Origin of the sequence: Thiohalophilus sp. (assembly GCF_034521165.1) — a bacterium.
In the GTDB taxonomy this organism is placed as follows: Bacteria; Pseudomonadota; Gammaproteobacteria; order UBA6429; family Thiohalophilaceae; genus Thiohalophilus.
In genome coordinates this window covers 137,606-153,181 of record NZ_JAXHMV010000011.1, presented here as the reverse complement: position 1 = coordinate 153,181, position 15,576 = coordinate 137,606, and the positions used below count along the sequence as shown (strand labels likewise).

Sequence of the window (15,576 nt, the reverse complement as noted above, 5' to 3'; positions counted from 1 at the left end):
CGCCATGGCCGCACGCGCTCCGCTCGGCCAACTCTCCGCTGCCGGTTTTTTACAGGATTACTGGCAACAACAACCGCGGCTCATCCGCCAGGCGCTGGATCCGGCGCCATTCAGCCTGTCTCCCGATGAACTGGCCGGCCTGGCCTGCGAGACCGATATCGAATCCCGCCTGATCCTGGAAAAAGACGGCCCGCATCCCTGGTACCTGGAAAACGGGCCGTTCGATGCCGAACGCTTTGCCAATCTGCCCGACTCGCACTGGACCCTGCTGGTTCAGGATGTCGACAAATACATTCCCCAGGTCAGTCAACTGCTGCACCATTTCCGGTTTGTTCCCGACTGGCGCATCGATGATGTGATGATCAGCTACGCGGCCGACCAGGGTTCGGTCGGCCCGCATGTCGATAATTACGATGTCTTTTTGCTGCAAACTCACGGCCGGCGTCGCTGGCGCATCAACACCCAGCCGGTCACGGATGACAATTTCATCGCGGATATTCCCCTGCATATCCTCAAACAGTTCGACACTGAACAGGAGTGGCTGCTCGAACCCGGTGACATGCTCTACCTGCCACCGGGCGTCGCCCACCATGGCATTGCCGAGGGCGAATGTATGACCGTCTCCGTCGGCTTTCGTGCTCCCGCCTATGCCCAGCTGATCGGCAGTTACGCGGATGATTATGTGGAAGCCCGGCAAAGTCAGCGGTTCTATACCGATCCCGGTCGTGACCTGCCCGATCATCCGGCTCACATTGACAGCCAATCGCTGGCCGGGCTGCGGGCGATCCTGCGCCTGGAAGCGATACCCGATGCAAAGCTGAATGAATGGCTGGGCTGTTTTTTGACCGAAGCCAAACAACATGATGCCGTACTGCCACTGGAGAGCCCGCTATCGCCCGACACGGTGAAGCAGACGCTCGCACAACAACCGGTACTGGTACGCAATCCCTGGGCGCGTTTGATTTACACACAGCAGGCGGGTCAACTGATCCTGTTTGCCGCCGGACACCTGTTGCGACTGGATCCGGGCCTGCTCGAACAGGTGCAATGGCTCTGCGATCACGATGTTTACGCGCTGGACAGCGTGCCGCAATGGCAGCAAAACACGACGTTTATCCAGCTGCTGACGGATCTGATCAATACCGGGGTGATACTCATCGATGAAGCCGACTGACTGGACGATCGAGACCGTCACGTTTGCCGAGGCCCGCACCGCCATCGAATCGATTCGCCGGCGGGTATTTATCGAGGAGCAACAGGTCCCGGAAGAACTTGAATGGGACGGGCTGGATGAGCCGGCCAGCCATCTGCTGGCCCGTGTCGACACGATGCCCGTGGCCACGGCCCGACTGCTGCCTGACGGCCATATCGGTCGCATGGCGGTGCTTCGCGCCTGGCGTCAGCACGGAATTGGCATGGCCCTGCTGCAACGTCTGCTGGAGCTTGCCCGTGAACGGGCCCTGCCACAGGTTTTTCTGAATGCCCAGCTTACGGCGATGGATTTTTATGCCAAAGCCGGTTTTCACGCCATTGGCAGCACCTTCATGGACGCCGGCATCCCGCACCGCAGAATGGTTCTGGAATTGGACCGGATCGACTAGAATTCAGACATGACAGACAGTGATGAGAACCCAACCCTGACCCGGGCCGATATCGGCGAGGAAACGGGGGAGCTGATCGTCAGCGACACCCGGGACAATTACCAGGCCCTGCTGAATATGATCGACAAGGGCCGGCGCTCCCTGGATATCTATACGTGGTATCTCGATGGCAAGCTTTACGATCGCCCGGAATTCAGCACGGCCGTACGCCGCCTGGCCAGCCGGCATCCCCAGTCGCGGGTGCGTATTCTGTTACGCGATATCGAACCCCTGGTCAAACACGGCCATCGGTTGATTGAACTGTCCCGCCATCTCAGCAGCTCGATGGAGATCCGGGTCATTCACAAGGATTACGCCGAATACAACGAAACTTTTTTTATTGTGGATCAGCGCGCCGTGCTGCAACGCAAACTCGCCGACCGTTATGAAGGTATCGTCAATTACAACGATCCCAAACTGGCCCGTTATCTGTTGCACCACTTTAACGAGGTATGGGAACAGAGCCAGGTACCAACCGACGCCCGACGGCTTTATTTGTAAATTTTTTTCACCGCAGAGACGCAGAGTACGCAAAGTGAATACGACTTCCTGTTTAATCAAGAAACTCAGCCTGATGCCAGTGCTATTGCTTGGTATGCTGGTTAGCCAACCGGCATTTTCCGACTCGATGGAACTGGAGGTGATCGATTTGCGCCACCGCCCGGCCGATGAGGTGGTGCCGCTGGTCAAACCGTTCGTGGTCGACGGCGGCAGTGTCACCGGCAAGGATTACCGCCTGATCATTCGTTCCACCGGGAAAAACATCGACGAGATCAAATCGCTGCTGTCGGAGCTGGATACGGCGTTGCGGCAACTGACCGTGTATGTTTCGACCGATACCGAGGCGGTCAGGGCCGAACAGGCGATTGCCGTGCAGGGGCGCATCGGCAATGATTCGGTCGAAGTGCGCGGCGGCACGCCCGGCGACGAACAGAGCATTGTGATCGACAGCGGCCAGCAGGTTGAAGGCGGCGCCAGCGGTGGCGGGCAGGTCTACAGCACGCGCTCCCGCAGCCGGGAGCCGGCGGCACAGACCATTCGCGTACAGGAAGGTCAGTGGGCCACGATCCGCACCGGTCAGGCGGTGCCGATCACCGAGCAGACCACCAACCCGGACGGCACCGTCACCCGCAGCACCCGTTACCAGAATGTGACCCGCGGTTTCCAGATCCGTCCGCAACTCAACGGGGAACAGGTCCAGCTGTATATTCGCCCGCAGCGGGCCTCGGTCAGTGAATCCGGTGGCGGGCGAATCAATCTCAGCGCGATGGAAACCACCATCCGCACCCGCCTGGGTGAATGGGTCGAACTAGGCGGCAGTCTGGAAACGCTGCGCAGCCGCCAGAGCGGTATCACCCGCTCCACCCGTCGCGAGGAGGAACAACGGCAACGGGTTTTTGTTAAAATCGAAGTTCAGCCGTAATCCGTTCGAGGTTGTTGTGAATCAGCGTTTCCCTGTCAGCTACACGGTCACTCCGCTCTCTCTGGAGGCCCACCTGTTTCGTGTGCAATGCACCATCGAACAGCCGGATCCCGCCGGCCAACGCCTGAGCATGCCCAGCTGGATCCCCGGCAGTTACATGATTCGGGATTTTGCCAAAAGTGTGGTCCGGCTTCGCGCGAGCGACGACCAGGGCCATCCGCTGACCGTCGTCAAACACGACAAGGCCACCTGGGAAGTGGCCGCCTGCGACACGCCGCTCTATATAGAATATGAAGTCTATGCCTGGGATCTGTCGGTCCGCGGTGCCCACCTGGATACCACGCATGCCTATTTCAACGGCACCACGGTGTTTGTTGCCATCGAGGGTCAGACCGATCAACCCTGCCAGGTGACCCTCCAGCGTCCCGAGGGTGAGGCGTATCAAAACTGGCGCGTCGCCACGACCCTGCCGCGCCGTGATGCACCGCTGTACGACTTCGGCCGTTATCAGGCGGCCAACTACGATGAATTGATCGATCACCCGGTGGAGATGGGCTGTTTTGATCTGGCCAGTTTCGAGGTGGCCGGCGTAGCGCACGATATCGCGATCACCGGCAAGCATCGCGCCGATCTGCCCCGCCTCTGTCGGAATCTGGAAAAGATCTGCCACACGCATGTGGCCATGTTTGGCGAGCTGCCGAAGATGGAACGTTATCTGTTTATGGTGACGGCGGTCGGTGAAGGCTACGGGGGGCTCGAACACCGCAGTTCCACCAGCCTGCTGTGCAGTCGCAACGATCTGCCGCTGCCCGGCCAGGACACGATCACGGATAACTATCGCAACTTCCTCGGCCTGTGTAGCCACGAATACTTTCATCTGTGGAACGTCAAGCGGATCAAACCGGCGACCTTTATGCCCTATGATCTGAGCCGCGAAACGCCGACCCGTCAGTTATGGGCCTTCGAAGGCATTACCTCTTATTACGACGAGCTGGCGCTGGTGCGCAGCGGGGTCATCAATACCGAAAGTTATCTGCAATTGCTCGGACAGACCGCGACCCGGGTCTGGCGCGGCGCGGGACGTTTCAAACAGAGCGTGGCCGACAGCAGCTTCGATGCCTGGAGCAAGTTCTACAAACAGGACGAAAGCGCACCGAACAATATCGTCAGTTACTATACCAAGGGCGCCCTGATCGCCCTGGCGCTGGATCTGACCCTGCGCCAGTATACCGACGATGCCCGATCGCTGGATGATCTGATGCGCCGGCTGTGGCAGGACTATGGCAAACCGGGGATCGGCGTGCCCGAAGGCGAGATCGAACGCCTGGCCGCGGCAATCGCCGGGACCGATCTGAGTGATTTCTTTACCCGCTATGTACACGGCACGGAAGATCCGCCTTTGCAAAGCCTGCTGGAACACACCGGCATCAATTTCTGCCTGCGTCCCGCACGCAATGCCGATGACAAGGGCGGCAACGCCGATACCCAACTGGCCGAACAACGCACGCCGATCTGGCTCGGGGCGCGCATGGTCAATGATCCCCTCGGTGCCCGCCTGAGTCAGGTGTTTGACAATGGCCCCGCGCAAAAGGCGGGCCTGTCGGCCGGGGATGTAATCATCGCCTGTGACAATATCAAGGTGGATAAAAACAACCTGGAAACGCTGCTGGCCGATTACCCACCAGCTTCGACAGTGACATTGCACGCTTTTCGGCGCGATGAATTGTTCGCAACCCCACTGGAACTGGAACCTGCACCGGCGGATACGGTCTATTTGACCATCAAGACCCAGTCGAGCACCCGGCAATCCCTGGCCCGCGAACGCTGGCTGGGACAGAACCGGGACACCCAGGCCACCAGCGCGGCCATCAACCAGTAACAATAACAACATTCGCCCCATGCAACCGACTTACGATCCATACCGTGATCCGCTCGATAACCTGATCAAGCTGACGCACATCGTTTATTTGCTGCAGGCATTGACCTATATCACGGCCATCACCTATGTGATCGCCGTGATTATCAATTATGTCAAACTGGAAGACGTGCGCGGCACCTGGCTGGAATCCCACTTTCGCTGGCAGATACGCACCTTCTGGATCAGCCTGCTCGGCCTCGTTATCGGCGCCATCGGCGTGTATATTCTGATCGGCTGGCTGATCCTGGCCGCCACCTTTTTCTGGGTCGTCTATCGCATTATCAAAGGCTGGTTGTATCTGTATGAAAAACGACCAATGAACGCCCCGGCCATACCGCCGCATACAGGCACATGAGTGGCGCTTGTGGTATTGTGCGATGCATTGCGCCACAACAACCCTAGACCGTTATGTTCAGCGGGTTAAAAACCCGTTGTCTGTAAAAGGATAAAACGCGCCCCATGAGTCTGCTGGGACTGGTACTCACAATCTTTGTCGGCGCAGTGCTGGCAGCCGGCATCGCCCGCCTGGGGCGTCTGCATTCGGCCTGGCTCTCCGGGGTGGTGGTAATCGTTGCCCTGTTCCAGCTGTGGCCCATGATGGCGCCCGGTCGCCGACGGCGCCATCATCATCCAGCGTCTGGGCTGGATGCCGGCGATCGGTCTGGACCTGGTCTTTCGCCTCGACGGGCTGGGTCTGCTGTTTGCCCTGCTGATCCTCGGCATTGGCCTGCTGATCATTCTCTATGCCCGGTATTACCTGTCCGAACGGGATTGCATGGGTCGTTTCTACGCCTACCTGCTGCTGTTCATGGGTGCCATGCTCGGCATCGTGCTGTCGGAAAACATCATCCAGTTGTTGATCTTCTGGGAACTGACCAGCCTCTCCTCCTTTCTGTTAATCAGCTACTGGCAGGAGCGCAGCGATGCGCGCAGCGGGGCACGCATGGCACTGGCGATCACCGGCGCCGGTGGGCTGGCCATGCTCGGGGGGTTTGTACTGCTCGGCGAGATCGTCGGCAGTTACGAGTTGTCGGTCATTCTCAAGTCCGGACACATCATTCAGGATCATCCCCAGCATCTGACAGTATTGATCCTGATTCTGCTCGGCGCCTTTACCAAGTCCGCCCAGTTTCCGTTCCATTTCTGGTTGCCCAATGCCATGTCGGCGCCCACGCCCGTATCGGCCTATCTGCATTCGGCGACCATGGTCAAGGCCGGCGTGTTTTTGCTGGCGCGGTTCTTCCCGGCCCTGTCGCAAACGCCCGAATGGTCCTGGCTGGTGGGCGGCGTGGGCCTGGCCACCCTGCTGGTCGGCGCCATCTTTGCGCTGTTCAAACATGATCTCAAAGGGCTGCTGGCCTATTCCACCATCAGCCATCTGGGGCTGATTACCCTGCTGTTCGGCATCGGCACGCCACTGGCGGCGGTGGCCGGGGTGTTTCACATCATTAATCACGCCATCTTCAAGGCGTCGCTGTTCATGGCGGCCGGCATCATCGATCACGAAACCGGCTCACGCGATATGCGTCAGCTCAACGGCATGTGGAAATACATGCCGCATACCGCCCTGCTGGCAATGGTCGCCGCCGGCGCCATGGCCGGGGTACCATTGCTGAACGGTTTCCTGTCCAAGGAAATGTTTTTCGCCGAAGCGGTCAGCGCCGCAACCTATTTCCAACTGGGCTGGTGGCTGCCGGCGCTGGTCACCCTGTCGGGGATCTTCGCCTTCGCCTATTCGTTCCGGTTTATCCACGATGTCTTTTTCAACGGCGAACCACTCGAACTGCCCAAAACACCGCACGAGCCGCCACGCTGGATGAAAGTGCCGGTGGAAATGCTGGTCGCCCTGTGTCTGCTGGTCGGCATTGTGCCGACGCTGACGGTGGAACCGCTGCTGCGCATCGCCGCCCAGGGCGTGCTGCAAACCCCGCTGCCGCACTTTAATCTGGCGATCTGGCACGGTTTCAGTCCGGCCTTGTGGATGAGCATCATTGCCCTGCTGGGCGGCGGGCTGGTCTATAGCGTGCGCTATCCCCTGTTTCGCTTTCACGATCGGGTGTTGCTGCCCTACCTGCAGGCCAGCAAGGTTTTCGATTTTGTGCTGGGCACCCTCAACGCCCTGGCCCGAACGGTGACCGGGCTGACCGATATCGGTTCGCTGCAACGCATGCTGGCGTGGTTCGTCGCCGCCGCCCTGGTACTGGGCATCGCGGGCTTTGTGGCCGGGGGGGCGGCCCTGCGTGGCAGCGCCGAAATTCTGCCGCTGGACGGGGTCAGCCTGGTGGCGGCGCTGGTCTTGATCGCCGCGGCGATTGGCACGGTAGTACTGCATCGGCGGCGCCTGATCAGTCTGACGGTGATGGGCGCGGTCGGCCTGATCGTGGCGCTGATCTTCATCAAGTTTTCCGCGCCGGATCTGGCTCTGACCCAGTTGTCAGTGGAAATCGTCACCATCGTGCTGTTGTTGCTGGCCCTCTTTTACCTGCCCCAGCAACAGGCGCCGGAATCGAGCTGGCTGCGCCGCGGGCGCGATCTGGTGCTGGCGCTGACCGCCGGCGGTGGCGCCACGTTGCTGAGCTGGGCCGTGCTGACCCGCCCGTTTGACAGTATCTCCGACTATTTCCTGGCCAACAGTGTCAGCGGTGGCGGCGGCACCAATGTGGTCAATGTCATTCTGGTCGACTTCCGTGGTTTTGACACACTCGGCGAAATTACCGTGCTGGCACTGGCGGCGCTGGGGATTTATACGATGCTCCAACGATTGCAGCTGGCCGGCCCCGACAGGGATCGGCGCGGCCGCCCCTGGAACCCGGATGTTCACCCGGCGATCATGGCGTCCCTGACCCGCGTGCTGTTGCCACTGGCGCTGCTGGTCTCCCTGTTTATCCTGTTGCGCGGCCATAACCTGCCCGGCGGCGGCTTTATCGCCGGCCTGGTCACGGCCGTGGCGTTGATTACCCAGTACCTGGCCAACGGGGTCCGCTGGACCCGGGCCCGTCTGCCGGCCAACATGCATCCGGTGATCGCCGCCGGCCTGCTGCTGGCGACCCTGACCGGGCTGGGCAGCGGGCTGTTCGGTTATCCGTTTTTGACCTCGACCTTCACCCATGTCCACTGGCCCGTGGTCGGCGACTTCGAGCTGGCCTCGGCCATGCTGTTCGACCTGGGGGTTTATCTGACGGTGGTGGGTGCCACACTGCTGATTCTGATTTTCATCGGCCTGTTGCACAGTGATGATGAAAGTGCAAATTCCCGGCACGAGGAGGCGCACTGATGGAAGCCCTGTTGTCCCTGTTGATTGGCATAATCACCGCCTGCGGCGTTTATATGATGCTGCGCGGACGGACCTTCCCGGTGGTACTCGGGCTGACCCTGCTCTCCTACGCGGTCAATGTCTTCCTGTTTGCCATGGGGCGGCTGACCATTGGCCGCCCGCCGGTAATCGACGAGGCCGTCAGCCAGTACGCCGATCCGCTGCCCCAGGCGCTGGTGCTGACGGCCATCGTCATCAGCTTCGGCATGACCGCCTTTGTCATCGTGCTGGCGCTCAAGGCCCGGGCGGAACTGGGTAACGACCACGTGGACGGAGAGCGCGAATGAATCATCTGGTCATCGCGCCAATTCTCCTGCCGCTTGTGGCTGGCATCGTGCTGTTACTGCTGCGCCGCACGGCGTTTCACTGGCAACGCAGCCTGAGCCTGATCGCGGTACTGGCCCAGGTGGGCGTGGCCCTGCTGCTGTTGCAGAGCGTGCTCGGGGGGCCATTGCGGGTTTATGCGCTGGGCAACTGGCAGGCCCCCTTCGGCATCGTGCTGGTGGCCGATCCGTTGGCCGCCTGGATGGTGTTGATTACCGCCCTGCTGGCGCTGTTCGCCCTGCTCTATGCCCTGCGCGGCGGCGATCAGGCCGGGCGGCATTTTCATGTGCTGTTTCAACTGCAACTGTTTGGTCTGCAGGGCGCCTTTTTGACCGGCGATCTGTTCAACCTGTTCGTGTTTTTCGAAATTCTGCTGCTCGCCTCCTACGGGTTGCTGTTGTACGGCAGCGGTCCGCGCCGCAGCCGCGCCGGCCTGCACTTTGTGGTCCTCAACCTGGCCGGTTCCAGCCTGTTTCTGTTCGCCGTCGGCACCCTCTACGGCACCTTCGGCACGCTCAATATGGCCGACCTGGCGGTCCAGATCAGCCGGGCCAGCGCCGATCAGCAGAGCCTGGCGCGCCTGGCCGGACTGCTGCTGTTCGGGGTCTTTGCCCTCAAGGCGGCACTGGTCCCCCTGCACCTGTGGCTGCCCGCCGCCTACTCGGCCGCCACCGCCCCGGTCGCCGCCCTGTTTGTCATCATGACCAAGGTCGGCGCCTACGGCATCCTGCGTCTGGATGTGCTGCTGTACGGCAACGGCGCCATGTCGGATTTGCTCGACGCCTGGCTGTTACCGCTGGCGCTGTTGACCCTGGTGCTGGGCACGCTGGGCGTCATGGCCAGCACCGAATTGCGCCGCCAGGTCGCCTGGCTGGTGGTCATCTCGGTGGGCACCCTGCTGACCGCGTTTGCCCTGGGCGGCGTTAACGGCATCGCGGCCGGGCTCTATTACCTGCCGCACACCACCTTTGCCGGGGCGGCCTTTTTCCTGCTGGCGGACAGCCTGGCCCGCCGCCGCGGCGAGCATGACGACCATATCGTGCCCCACGCCCGGCTGGCCGATCGACGCCTGCTGGGCGGACTCTTCTTTATTGTGGCCATCCTGGTCGCCGGACTGCCGCCACTGTCGGGCTTTGTTGGCAAGTTTTTGATCCTGCGCGCCGCGCTCGATACGCCGGCCGCCACGGCCTGGGTCCTGGCCATTGTCCTGGGTGGCAGCCTGTTGACCATTATCGCCCTGGCCCGTTCCGGCAGCGTGATTCTCTATCGTTCGCATCCGGCCGAACACGGGACCGCCACCGGCCAGCTCTGGCCGGAACTGATCCCGGCGCTGGGGCTGATGCTCCTGTGTCTCGGGCTGATGATCGCCGCCGGGCCGGTCGATGCCATCACCCGCGTTATCGCTGAACAATTACTGCAACCGGAGATTTATATCCAGGCGGTACTGGGAGGCGGCGGCACATGAAGCAACACTGGCTACCCCACCCGGTCCTGACCCTGTCGCTGGCGCTGATCTGGATGCTGCTGGTGAACAGCTTCGCGCCCGGCCACCTGCTGCTGGGACTGCTGTTCGGCTGGGCGATTCCGCTGTTTACCCGTCACTTCTGGCCGGAGCCGGTACGCATTGCCCGGCCGCTGGTACTGCTGCGGTTTATCGTTATCGTGTTGTTCGATATCGTGGTGGCCAACCTGACCGTGGCGCGACTGATACTGGGTCAGCCGAAACACCTGCAGCCGCACTTTGTCGAGCTGCCCCTGGATTTACGCACCGATCTGGCCATCAGCCTGCTGGCCAACACCATCAGCCTGACCCCCGGTACCGTCTCGGCGAAGCTCAGCGAGGATCGACGTTGTCTGATCGTGCATGCGCTGCACGAAACCGATACCGACGCGATGGTCAACAGAATCAAGCAGCGTTATGAAGCGCCCATCAAGGAGGTGTTCGAATCATGATTGAAACCGTCATCCCGATTGCGTTTGCACTGGTTTCCATCGCCGTTTTGCTGAACCTGTGGCGATTACTCTTCGGACCGGATATGCCGGATCGCATTCTGGCCCTGGACACCCTGTACGTGAACACCATCGCACTGCTGGTCCTGTTCGGCATCTACTCAGCCAGCAATATCTATTTCGAAGCGGCACTGTTGATTGCCCTGATGGGCTTTGTCGGCACCGTGGCGCTGTGCAAATACCTGCTACGCGGCGACATCATCGAGTAACTATCATGGTCGAAACGATTATTTCCGCATTGATCCTCATCGGCGCCGCCTTCACCTTCATCGGCTCGCTCGGGCTGGCGCGCCTGAAGGATTTCTATACCCGCCTGCACGGCCCCACCAAGGCCACCACGCTGGGCGTCGGCAGCCTCCTGTTCGCCTCGGCACTCTACTTCAGTCGTGGCGACGAACTCAGCCTGCACGAAATCCTGGTCACCCTGTTCCTGTTCATCACCGCCCCGGTCAGCGCCCACCTGCTCTCCAAAGCCGCCCTGCACCTGCAACTGCGCTCCCTCGCCAAACCGCCACAAAGCGAAGACAAAAGAGACTAACGCAGAGGCGCGACGATATAATTTTGAATGCTGAATTTTAAATTACTGATTTGCATTTAATTCAAAATTCAACATTCAGAATTCAAAATTATTCAGTCTCCAACGTCAAAATAGTGCAGACTGAATAAATTGTCAGGGTCGGTCCAGACCTGGCGGCTGGTGAAACCCGCGCGTCCCGCCAGGTCGATGAATTCCTCGACGGTGTATTTGTAGGAACTTTCGGTATGGATGGTTTCGTCCTTGTCGAACTCGAACAGCTGGCCATCGATCTTCAGTTGCTGGGCCTGCTGGCTGACCAGGTGCATTTCAACCCGGCCCAACGTGTCGTTGTACCAGGCATCGTGTTCGAACAGGCCGGGATCGAGCTCGGCATCCAGTTCACGCCGGATGCGGTGCAATAAATTCAGGTTGAACGCCGCGGTCACGCCGGCACGGTCGTTATAGGCGGCATTGAGAATCGCCGGATCTTTTTTCAGATCCACGCCGATCAACAGACTGCCCTGTGCTCCGGCGACGGAAGTCAGGTTACGTAAAAAGACTTCGGCCTGCTCGGGCTCGAAGTTGCCGATGCTGGAGCCGGGAAAAAAGATCAATTTACGGGTAGCCGGTGGACAATACGGCAGGCTCAGCGGCGCGGTAAAATCGACGCAGGCCGCGTGCACTTCCAGCCAGGGGTATTCCTGTGCCACCTGATCGGCCGCCTGATAGAGAAAATCACGCGAGATATCCATCGGCAGATAGGCGCTTGGGTGCAGGACATCCAGCAGCAGCCGCACTTTTTCGCTGTTGCCGCTGCCCGGCTCGATCAACAGGCAGCGTTCGCCGATCAGCCCGGCGATCTCGCCGGCATGCTGTTGCAACAGCGCCTGTTCGGTGCGGGTGGGATAATATTCCTCGGTACGACAGATGGCGTCGAACAGTTCAGAGCCGCGTTCGTCGTAAAAAAACTTCGGCGAAATCCGCCGCGGCCGATGCTTGAGACCGTCGATCACCTCGGCATAAAAATCCGCTTCCGGCGGGTGTTCGTCATAATAATAAACTGCAGGCATCTTCGACATCAGATGTCCTCCGCCAGGCGTATCCCGGAAAACTGCCATTGATCGCCGGGATAGAAAAAGTTGCGATAGGTGCGACGGATATGGTCGGCCGGTGTGACACAGGAGCCGCCGCGCAGCACATACTGGCCGCACATGAATTTACCATTGTATTCGCCCAGCGCGCCGTCGACCGGTTGGTATTTGGGATACGGGCCGTAAGCACTCCGGGTCCATTCCCAGACATCGCCATACAGCTTGATCACGCCTTGCTCGTTTCCCTCGCCAGCAACCGGTTGCAGATAACCGCGACTGCGCAGGTTGCCTTTGACCGGCAGGTTCTCGGCCGCGGTTTCCCACTCGGCCTCGGTCGGCAGGCGCTTGCCGGCCCAGCTGGCATAGGCGTTGGCTTCGAAATAATTGACATGCGCCACCGGGGCATGGAGATCGACCGGCTGCATGCCGCCCAGCGTATAGTACCACCACTGACCGTCACGATTCTCCCAGTACAGCGGGGTATGAAATTGTCCTTTCTTGATGGCGTCCCAGCCGTCGGCCAACCATAACTCGGGGCGCAGATAACCGCCATCCTCGATGAAGTCGATGTATTCGCCGTTGGTGATCGGACGCGAGGCGATGCGAAACGGCGGTTGCCAGATATCGTGCTGGGGCCGCTCGTTATCATACGCAAAATCGCCCTCGTCGGCGCCGAGTTTTTTCAGGCCGCCGGTAAAGCGAACAAATTCGAGCGGTTGTTCGCTCCCCGCCGGCGTCTCAATTTCCCGATAGGCGGGACGCAGGGGATTCATACCGAGAATGTGTTTGATATCGGTGAGCAGCAATTCCTGGTGTTGCTGTTCGTGATTGAGGCCCGTGAGTAAACGCCCCTGAATTTGCGGCTCACTCATCCGTGGCGATTCAATCAGACGCAACATCGCTTCATCGACGTGGGTGCGGTAAGAGTAGACTTCCTCGACTGTAGGTCGGGATAACAGGCCGCGTTGCGGGCGCGGATGACAGGCGCTGACCTGTTCGTAATAGGAGTTGAACAGGCGTGCGTAATCGGGATGAAACTCCCGGTAACCGTCCAGGTACGGCTTGAGCAGGAAGGTTTCGAAAAACCAGCTTGCGTGTGCCAGATGCCACTTGGGCGGGCTGACATTCGCCATGGTCTGCACACCATAATCCTCGATCATCAACGGCTCACAGATCAGCTCACTGGCCTTGCGTACCCGTTGATAGGCCGAACGCCAATCGGTGTTGTTCTGAGGCTCTGTGTCGGGCTCGATCCGGAGCTCGGTGGATTTTGGCGTCACGGCCATGCTAATCCCCTGCAATCTTTATCTGTTTATCGATTCATCGTATCGCAAAACATTACCATTGAATCATGACAAACGACAGACAAAGGTCAAGGTTTGACCTTTTTCCCCACGAGTTTCTGCAACTGGCCGCGTTTATCCAGTCTGGCCAGTTCATCATAGCCACCGATGTGGTGATCGTTAATAAAGATCTGCGGGACGGTATCGCGCCGGCTGCGTTTGAGCATTTCACGCAATTTACCTTTGGCCAAATCGACACGGATCTTTTCAAACCGGATACCGCGTTTGCGCAACAGCTGTTCGGCACGCTGGCAGTAGGGACAGGCTTTGGTGCAGTACATCTGAACCCGGCTCATGAGTTCGAGTCGTCCTCGTCCGGTGGCAGATAACGGGTATGGGTGATTTCGATCTTCTCGAAGTGTTCATGCAACCAGCGCCAGATCATCCGTTCGGCCATTTTCACCGCGGTTTCCGGGGTATCGCGATGGCGAATGGACGTGGCAACGATGGCCACCTTGACCCGATCGGGCGTGAAGTGTTCGCCCAGACGCAGCAAGGTATTGTTCTGCCCGGGGCGCACGCTCGGCATGGTATAGGCGAGCGTCTGAATCGATTCGAAGCGGATATTGGAAAACACCGGTCGCAGACGGGTCTTGATCTCTTCGCGCACCAGACCGGTGACCAGCCAGGTCATGCTTTCGACGGCATTGAGCAGTTCGGCATCGACACCACCATGTTCGAGGAAATAGTCCAGTGCCGGATAGTAGCCCAGGCTGTTTTGCTGGGCATACAGGGCCACCTGCCGGGCCAGTTCCTCTCCCACCACCTCGGGGCTGGCCACCATGTGTTGTTCCAGCACCGGTCGGGAAACCTGGACAACGAACGAGGCGGCCACTCGGGAAAACTGAAGCCCCATGAGTCTCAGGACTGGCCGAGCAGCCGGCTGGCGTGTTCGAAAAACGGTTGGCTGACCGGCTCGATCTTGCGCCGCATCACCGAGCCGATGGCATCGGTCACGGCAAAAATCGGATTGATCACCGGCACCCCCAGTTGCGAGAGCACCAGTGCCGATTCGAGCAACGGCTGATGCGCGTCGGGCAACGCGTCGTGCACCTCGCGCGCCGGCGCGGGTAACTGGCGGGGATCCTCGCAACACTGACGGGCGTTGGCCAGCACGCGGTCGACCTCGCGACACGGCGCGCAGCCGGGATGCAAATCGGCAAAATAGTCTTCAATCGCCTCCAGCAGGGCCACCACCACGTCCTGGTTGGCCGGCTTTTTCATCACCTGGCTGGCGGTCTTGAGAAACGCCTGGCCGGGCGCATCCAGGGTGCGCTGCAGCTGGCGGGCTGCCGGGTTGCCTTCTTCAATCAGCGGCGTCAGGGCGGCGCACGCCGCCTCCAGCTGTGGATGCGGCGCGGCCGACTCGGGCAAGGCATCCGGCAGGGTTTTCAAAAACCCGACCAGGTAGGCGTTCTTGCGCTGCCCTTTGGCCCACAGATCCTGTCGGGTGGTCTCGTCCACCAGGCCCGGTTGCAATACCAGCCGCACCGACTCGACGATATCCCGCGGTTCTTCCTCGAACGGCAGAAACTCGAGCAGAAAATCGGCCAGCACCGGACCCATCTCGCCCTCCACCACCTGCTCGCGACGCAGCATGCAGCGCGCATTTTCCGAGTTGGGCATGGCCCACCAGGCGCGCCGGGCCAGATCGTCGCTCAGCCCCTCGGCATGCACCACCGCCACCACGGCCTCGGACTCGCCCAGCTGCAGCAGCTTGTCCAGGCTTTTGTCTTTGGTCTGACCCATGCGGGTCCAGCGGCGCAGAAACACCGGATAGCCGCCCGGCGAGCCCAGCACGTGGGTGGAGATCAACTCCTTGACCCGCTTGATGTACTGCTCGTCACGGCAATTGGGATTGAGTGGAATCGTCGCCTCGCCCTTGTCGGACAGGCCATAGACGATCATCTTCGACTCATCGATGCGGATCGCCTGTAGATCCTGGTTGAGCAGCACATTCAGGCGCAGTGCGTCTTCGTTGGACAGTTCCATGCGTC

The 15,576-nt window shown here is 60.1% G+C and carries 16 protein-coding genes and 1 pseudogene; 12 read left to right on the top strand and 5 right to left on the bottom strand.

Annotation, left to right across the window (positions count from 1 at the left end):
- Positions 1 to 4 precede the first annotated feature (4 nt).
- From U5K34_RS11000 to U5K34_RS10945, 12 genes and pseudogenes are all read left to right on the top strand, one after another.
- Positions 5 to 1,174: a cupin domain-containing protein gene (locus tag U5K34_RS11000; protein ID WP_322568436.1), complete on the top strand. Its 1,170-nt coding sequence runs from the start codon at positions 5 to 7 to the stop codon at positions 1,172 to 1,174.
- The gene (locus U5K34_RS10995) at positions 1,161 to 1,601 is read left to right on the top strand and encodes a GNAT family N-acetyltransferase (protein ID WP_322568435.1); all 441 of its coding nucleotides are present in this window, start codon (positions 1,161 to 1,163) and stop codon (positions 1,599 to 1,601) included. Before U5K34_RS11000 ends, U5K34_RS10995 begins: the two co-directional genes overlap by 14 nt.
- 9 nt (positions 1,602 to 1,610) lie before the next feature.
- A complete protein-coding gene (locus U5K34_RS10990) occupies positions 1,611 to 2,141 on the top strand; it encodes a hypothetical protein (RefSeq protein WP_322568434.1) in 531 nt (176 codons plus the stop codon).
- Positions 2,142 to 2,214: 73 nt separating this feature from the next.
- Positions 2,215 to 3,063 (top strand): hypothetical protein, encoded by an 849-nt coding sequence (locus U5K34_RS10985; protein WP_322568433.1) that lies wholly within the window; start codon positions 2,215 to 2,217, stop codon positions 3,061 to 3,063.
- A gap of 16 nt (positions 3,064 to 3,079) precedes the next feature.
- A complete protein-coding gene (locus U5K34_RS10980) occupies positions 3,080 to 4,942 on the top strand; it encodes a M61 family metallopeptidase (RefSeq protein ID WP_322568432.1) in 1,863 nt (620 codons plus the stop codon).
- A gap of 19 nt (positions 4,943 to 4,961) precedes the next feature.
- Positions 4,962 to 5,336 carry a hypothetical protein gene (locus U5K34_RS10975; protein ID WP_322568431.1) on the top strand — a complete coding sequence of 125 codons (375 nt, stop codon included), beginning with the start codon at positions 4,962 to 4,964 and terminating at the stop codon, positions 5,334 to 5,336.
- A gap of 104 nt (positions 5,337 to 5,440) precedes the next feature.
- Positions 5,441 to 8,255, top strand: a pseudogene (locus U5K34_RS10970) (monovalent cation/H+ antiporter subunit A).
- Positions 8,255 to 8,581: a Na+/H+ antiporter subunit C gene (locus U5K34_RS10965; RefSeq protein ID WP_322568430.1), complete on the top strand. Its 327-nt coding sequence runs from the start codon at positions 8,255 to 8,257 to the stop codon at positions 8,579 to 8,581. Before U5K34_RS10970 ends, U5K34_RS10965 begins: the two are co-directional and overlap by 1 nt.
- A complete protein-coding gene (locus U5K34_RS10960; RefSeq protein ID WP_322568429.1) occupies positions 8,578 to 10,083 on the top strand; it encodes a monovalent cation/H+ antiporter subunit D in 1,506 nt (501 codons plus the stop codon). Before U5K34_RS10965 ends, U5K34_RS10960 begins: the two co-directional genes overlap by 4 nt.
- Positions 10,080 to 10,571, top strand: coding sequence for a Na+/H+ antiporter subunit E (locus tag U5K34_RS10955; protein WP_322568428.1), 492 nt, complete (start codon positions 10,080 to 10,082; stop codon positions 10,569 to 10,571). The genes U5K34_RS10960 and U5K34_RS10955 overlap by 4 nt, the downstream gene beginning before the upstream one ends.
- On the top strand, positions 10,568 to 10,837 hold the full coding sequence (locus U5K34_RS10950) for a K+/H+ antiporter subunit F (RefSeq protein WP_322568427.1): 270 nt from the start codon (positions 10,568 to 10,570) through the stop codon (positions 10,835 to 10,837). The genes U5K34_RS10955 and U5K34_RS10950 overlap by 4 nt, the downstream gene beginning before the upstream one ends.
- A 5-nt stretch (positions 10,838 to 10,842) precedes the next feature.
- On the top strand, positions 10,843 to 11,166 hold the full coding sequence (locus tag U5K34_RS10945) for a Na+/H+ antiporter subunit G (protein ID WP_322568426.1): 324 nt from the start codon (positions 10,843 to 10,845) through the stop codon (positions 11,164 to 11,166).
- A gap of 92 nt (positions 11,167 to 11,258) precedes the next feature.
- On the opposite strand, the gene egtD is transcribed toward U5K34_RS10945, so the two are convergent.
- From egtD to U5K34_RS10920, 5 genes are all read right to left on the bottom strand, one after another.
- Positions 11,259 to 12,224 (bottom strand): L-histidine N(alpha)-methyltransferase, encoded by a 966-nt coding sequence (gene egtD, locus U5K34_RS10940; protein ID WP_322568425.1) that lies wholly within the window; start codon positions 12,222 to 12,224, stop codon positions 11,259 to 11,261.
- Positions 12,224 to 13,522, bottom strand: a complete 1,299-nt coding sequence (gene egtB / locus U5K34_RS10935; protein ID WP_322568424.1) for an ergothioneine biosynthesis protein EgtB — start codon at positions 13,520 to 13,522, stop codon at positions 12,224 to 12,226. The genes egtD and egtB overlap by 1 nt, the downstream gene beginning before the upstream one ends.
- A gap of 86 nt (positions 13,523 to 13,608) precedes the next feature.
- Positions 13,609 to 13,875 (bottom strand): glutaredoxin 3, encoded by a 267-nt coding sequence (grxC, locus tag U5K34_RS10930; protein WP_322568423.1) that lies wholly within the window; start codon positions 13,873 to 13,875, stop codon positions 13,609 to 13,611.
- A complete protein-coding gene (locus U5K34_RS10925; RefSeq protein WP_322568422.1) occupies positions 13,872 to 14,435 on the bottom strand; it encodes a hypothetical protein in 564 nt (187 codons plus the stop codon). The genes grxC and U5K34_RS10925 overlap by 4 nt, the downstream gene beginning before the upstream one ends.
- Before the next feature lie 5 nt (positions 14,436 to 14,440).
- Positions 14,441 to 15,571, bottom strand: coding sequence for a hypothetical protein (locus U5K34_RS10920; protein ID WP_322568421.1), 1,131 nt, complete (start codon positions 15,569 to 15,571; stop codon positions 14,441 to 14,443).
- Between the last annotated feature and the right edge of the window lie 5 nt (positions 15,572 to 15,576).

What these genes read in the sequence shown, in the direction of transcription:
- U5K34_RS10960 (WP_322568429.1), top strand. Translation starts at nt 8,578, where the DNA reads ATGAATCATCTGGTCATCGCGCCAATTCTCCTGCCGCTTGTGGCTGGC.
- U5K34_RS10950 (WP_322568427.1), top strand. Translation starts at nt 10,568, where the DNA reads ATGATTGAAACCGTCATCCCGATTGCGTTTGCACTGGTTTCCATCGCC.
- U5K34_RS10920 (WP_322568421.1), bottom strand. Translation starts at nt 15,571, where the DNA reads ATGGAACTGTCCAACGAAGACGCACTGCGCCTGAATGTGCTGCTCAAC.
- U5K34_RS10955 (WP_322568428.1), top strand. Translation starts at nt 10,080, where the DNA reads ATGAAGCAACACTGGCTACCCCACCCGGTCCTGACCCTGTCGCTGGCG.
- egtB (WP_322568424.1), bottom strand. Translation starts at nt 13,522, where the DNA reads ATGGCCGTGACGCCAAAATCCACCGAGCTCCGGATCGAGCCCGACACA.
- U5K34_RS10990 (WP_322568434.1), top strand. Translation starts at nt 1,611, where the DNA reads ATGACAGACAGTGATGAGAACCCAACCCTGACCCGGGCCGATATCGGC.
- U5K34_RS10985 (WP_322568433.1), top strand. Translation starts at nt 2,215, where the DNA reads ATGCCAGTGCTATTGCTTGGTATGCTGGTTAGCCAACCGGCATTTTCC.
- U5K34_RS11000 (WP_322568436.1), top strand. Translation starts at nt 5, where the DNA reads ATGGCCGCACGCGCTCCGCTCGGCCAACTCTCCGCTGCCGGTTTTTTA.
- grxC (WP_322568423.1), bottom strand. Translation starts at nt 13,875, where the DNA reads ATGAGCCGGGTTCAGATGTACTGCACCAAAGCCTGTCCCTACTGCCAG.
- U5K34_RS10945 (WP_322568426.1), top strand. Translation starts at nt 10,843, where the DNA reads ATGGTCGAAACGATTATTTCCGCATTGATCCTCATCGGCGCCGCCTTC.
- U5K34_RS10975 (WP_322568431.1), top strand. Translation starts at nt 4,962, where the DNA reads ATGCAACCGACTTACGATCCATACCGTGATCCGCTCGATAACCTGATC.
- U5K34_RS10965 (WP_322568430.1), top strand. Translation starts at nt 8,255, where the DNA reads ATGGAAGCCCTGTTGTCCCTGTTGATTGGCATAATCACCGCCTGCGGC.
- U5K34_RS10925 (WP_322568422.1), bottom strand. Translation starts at nt 14,435, where the DNA reads ATGGGGCTTCAGTTTTCCCGAGTGGCCGCCTCGTTCGTTGTCCAGGTT.
- egtD (WP_322568425.1), bottom strand. Translation starts at nt 12,224, where the DNA reads ATGTCGAAGATGCCTGCAGTTTATTATTATGACGAACACCCGCCGGAA.
- U5K34_RS10995 (WP_322568435.1), top strand. Translation starts at nt 1,161, where the DNA reads ATGAAGCCGACTGACTGGACGATCGAGACCGTCACGTTTGCCGAGGCC.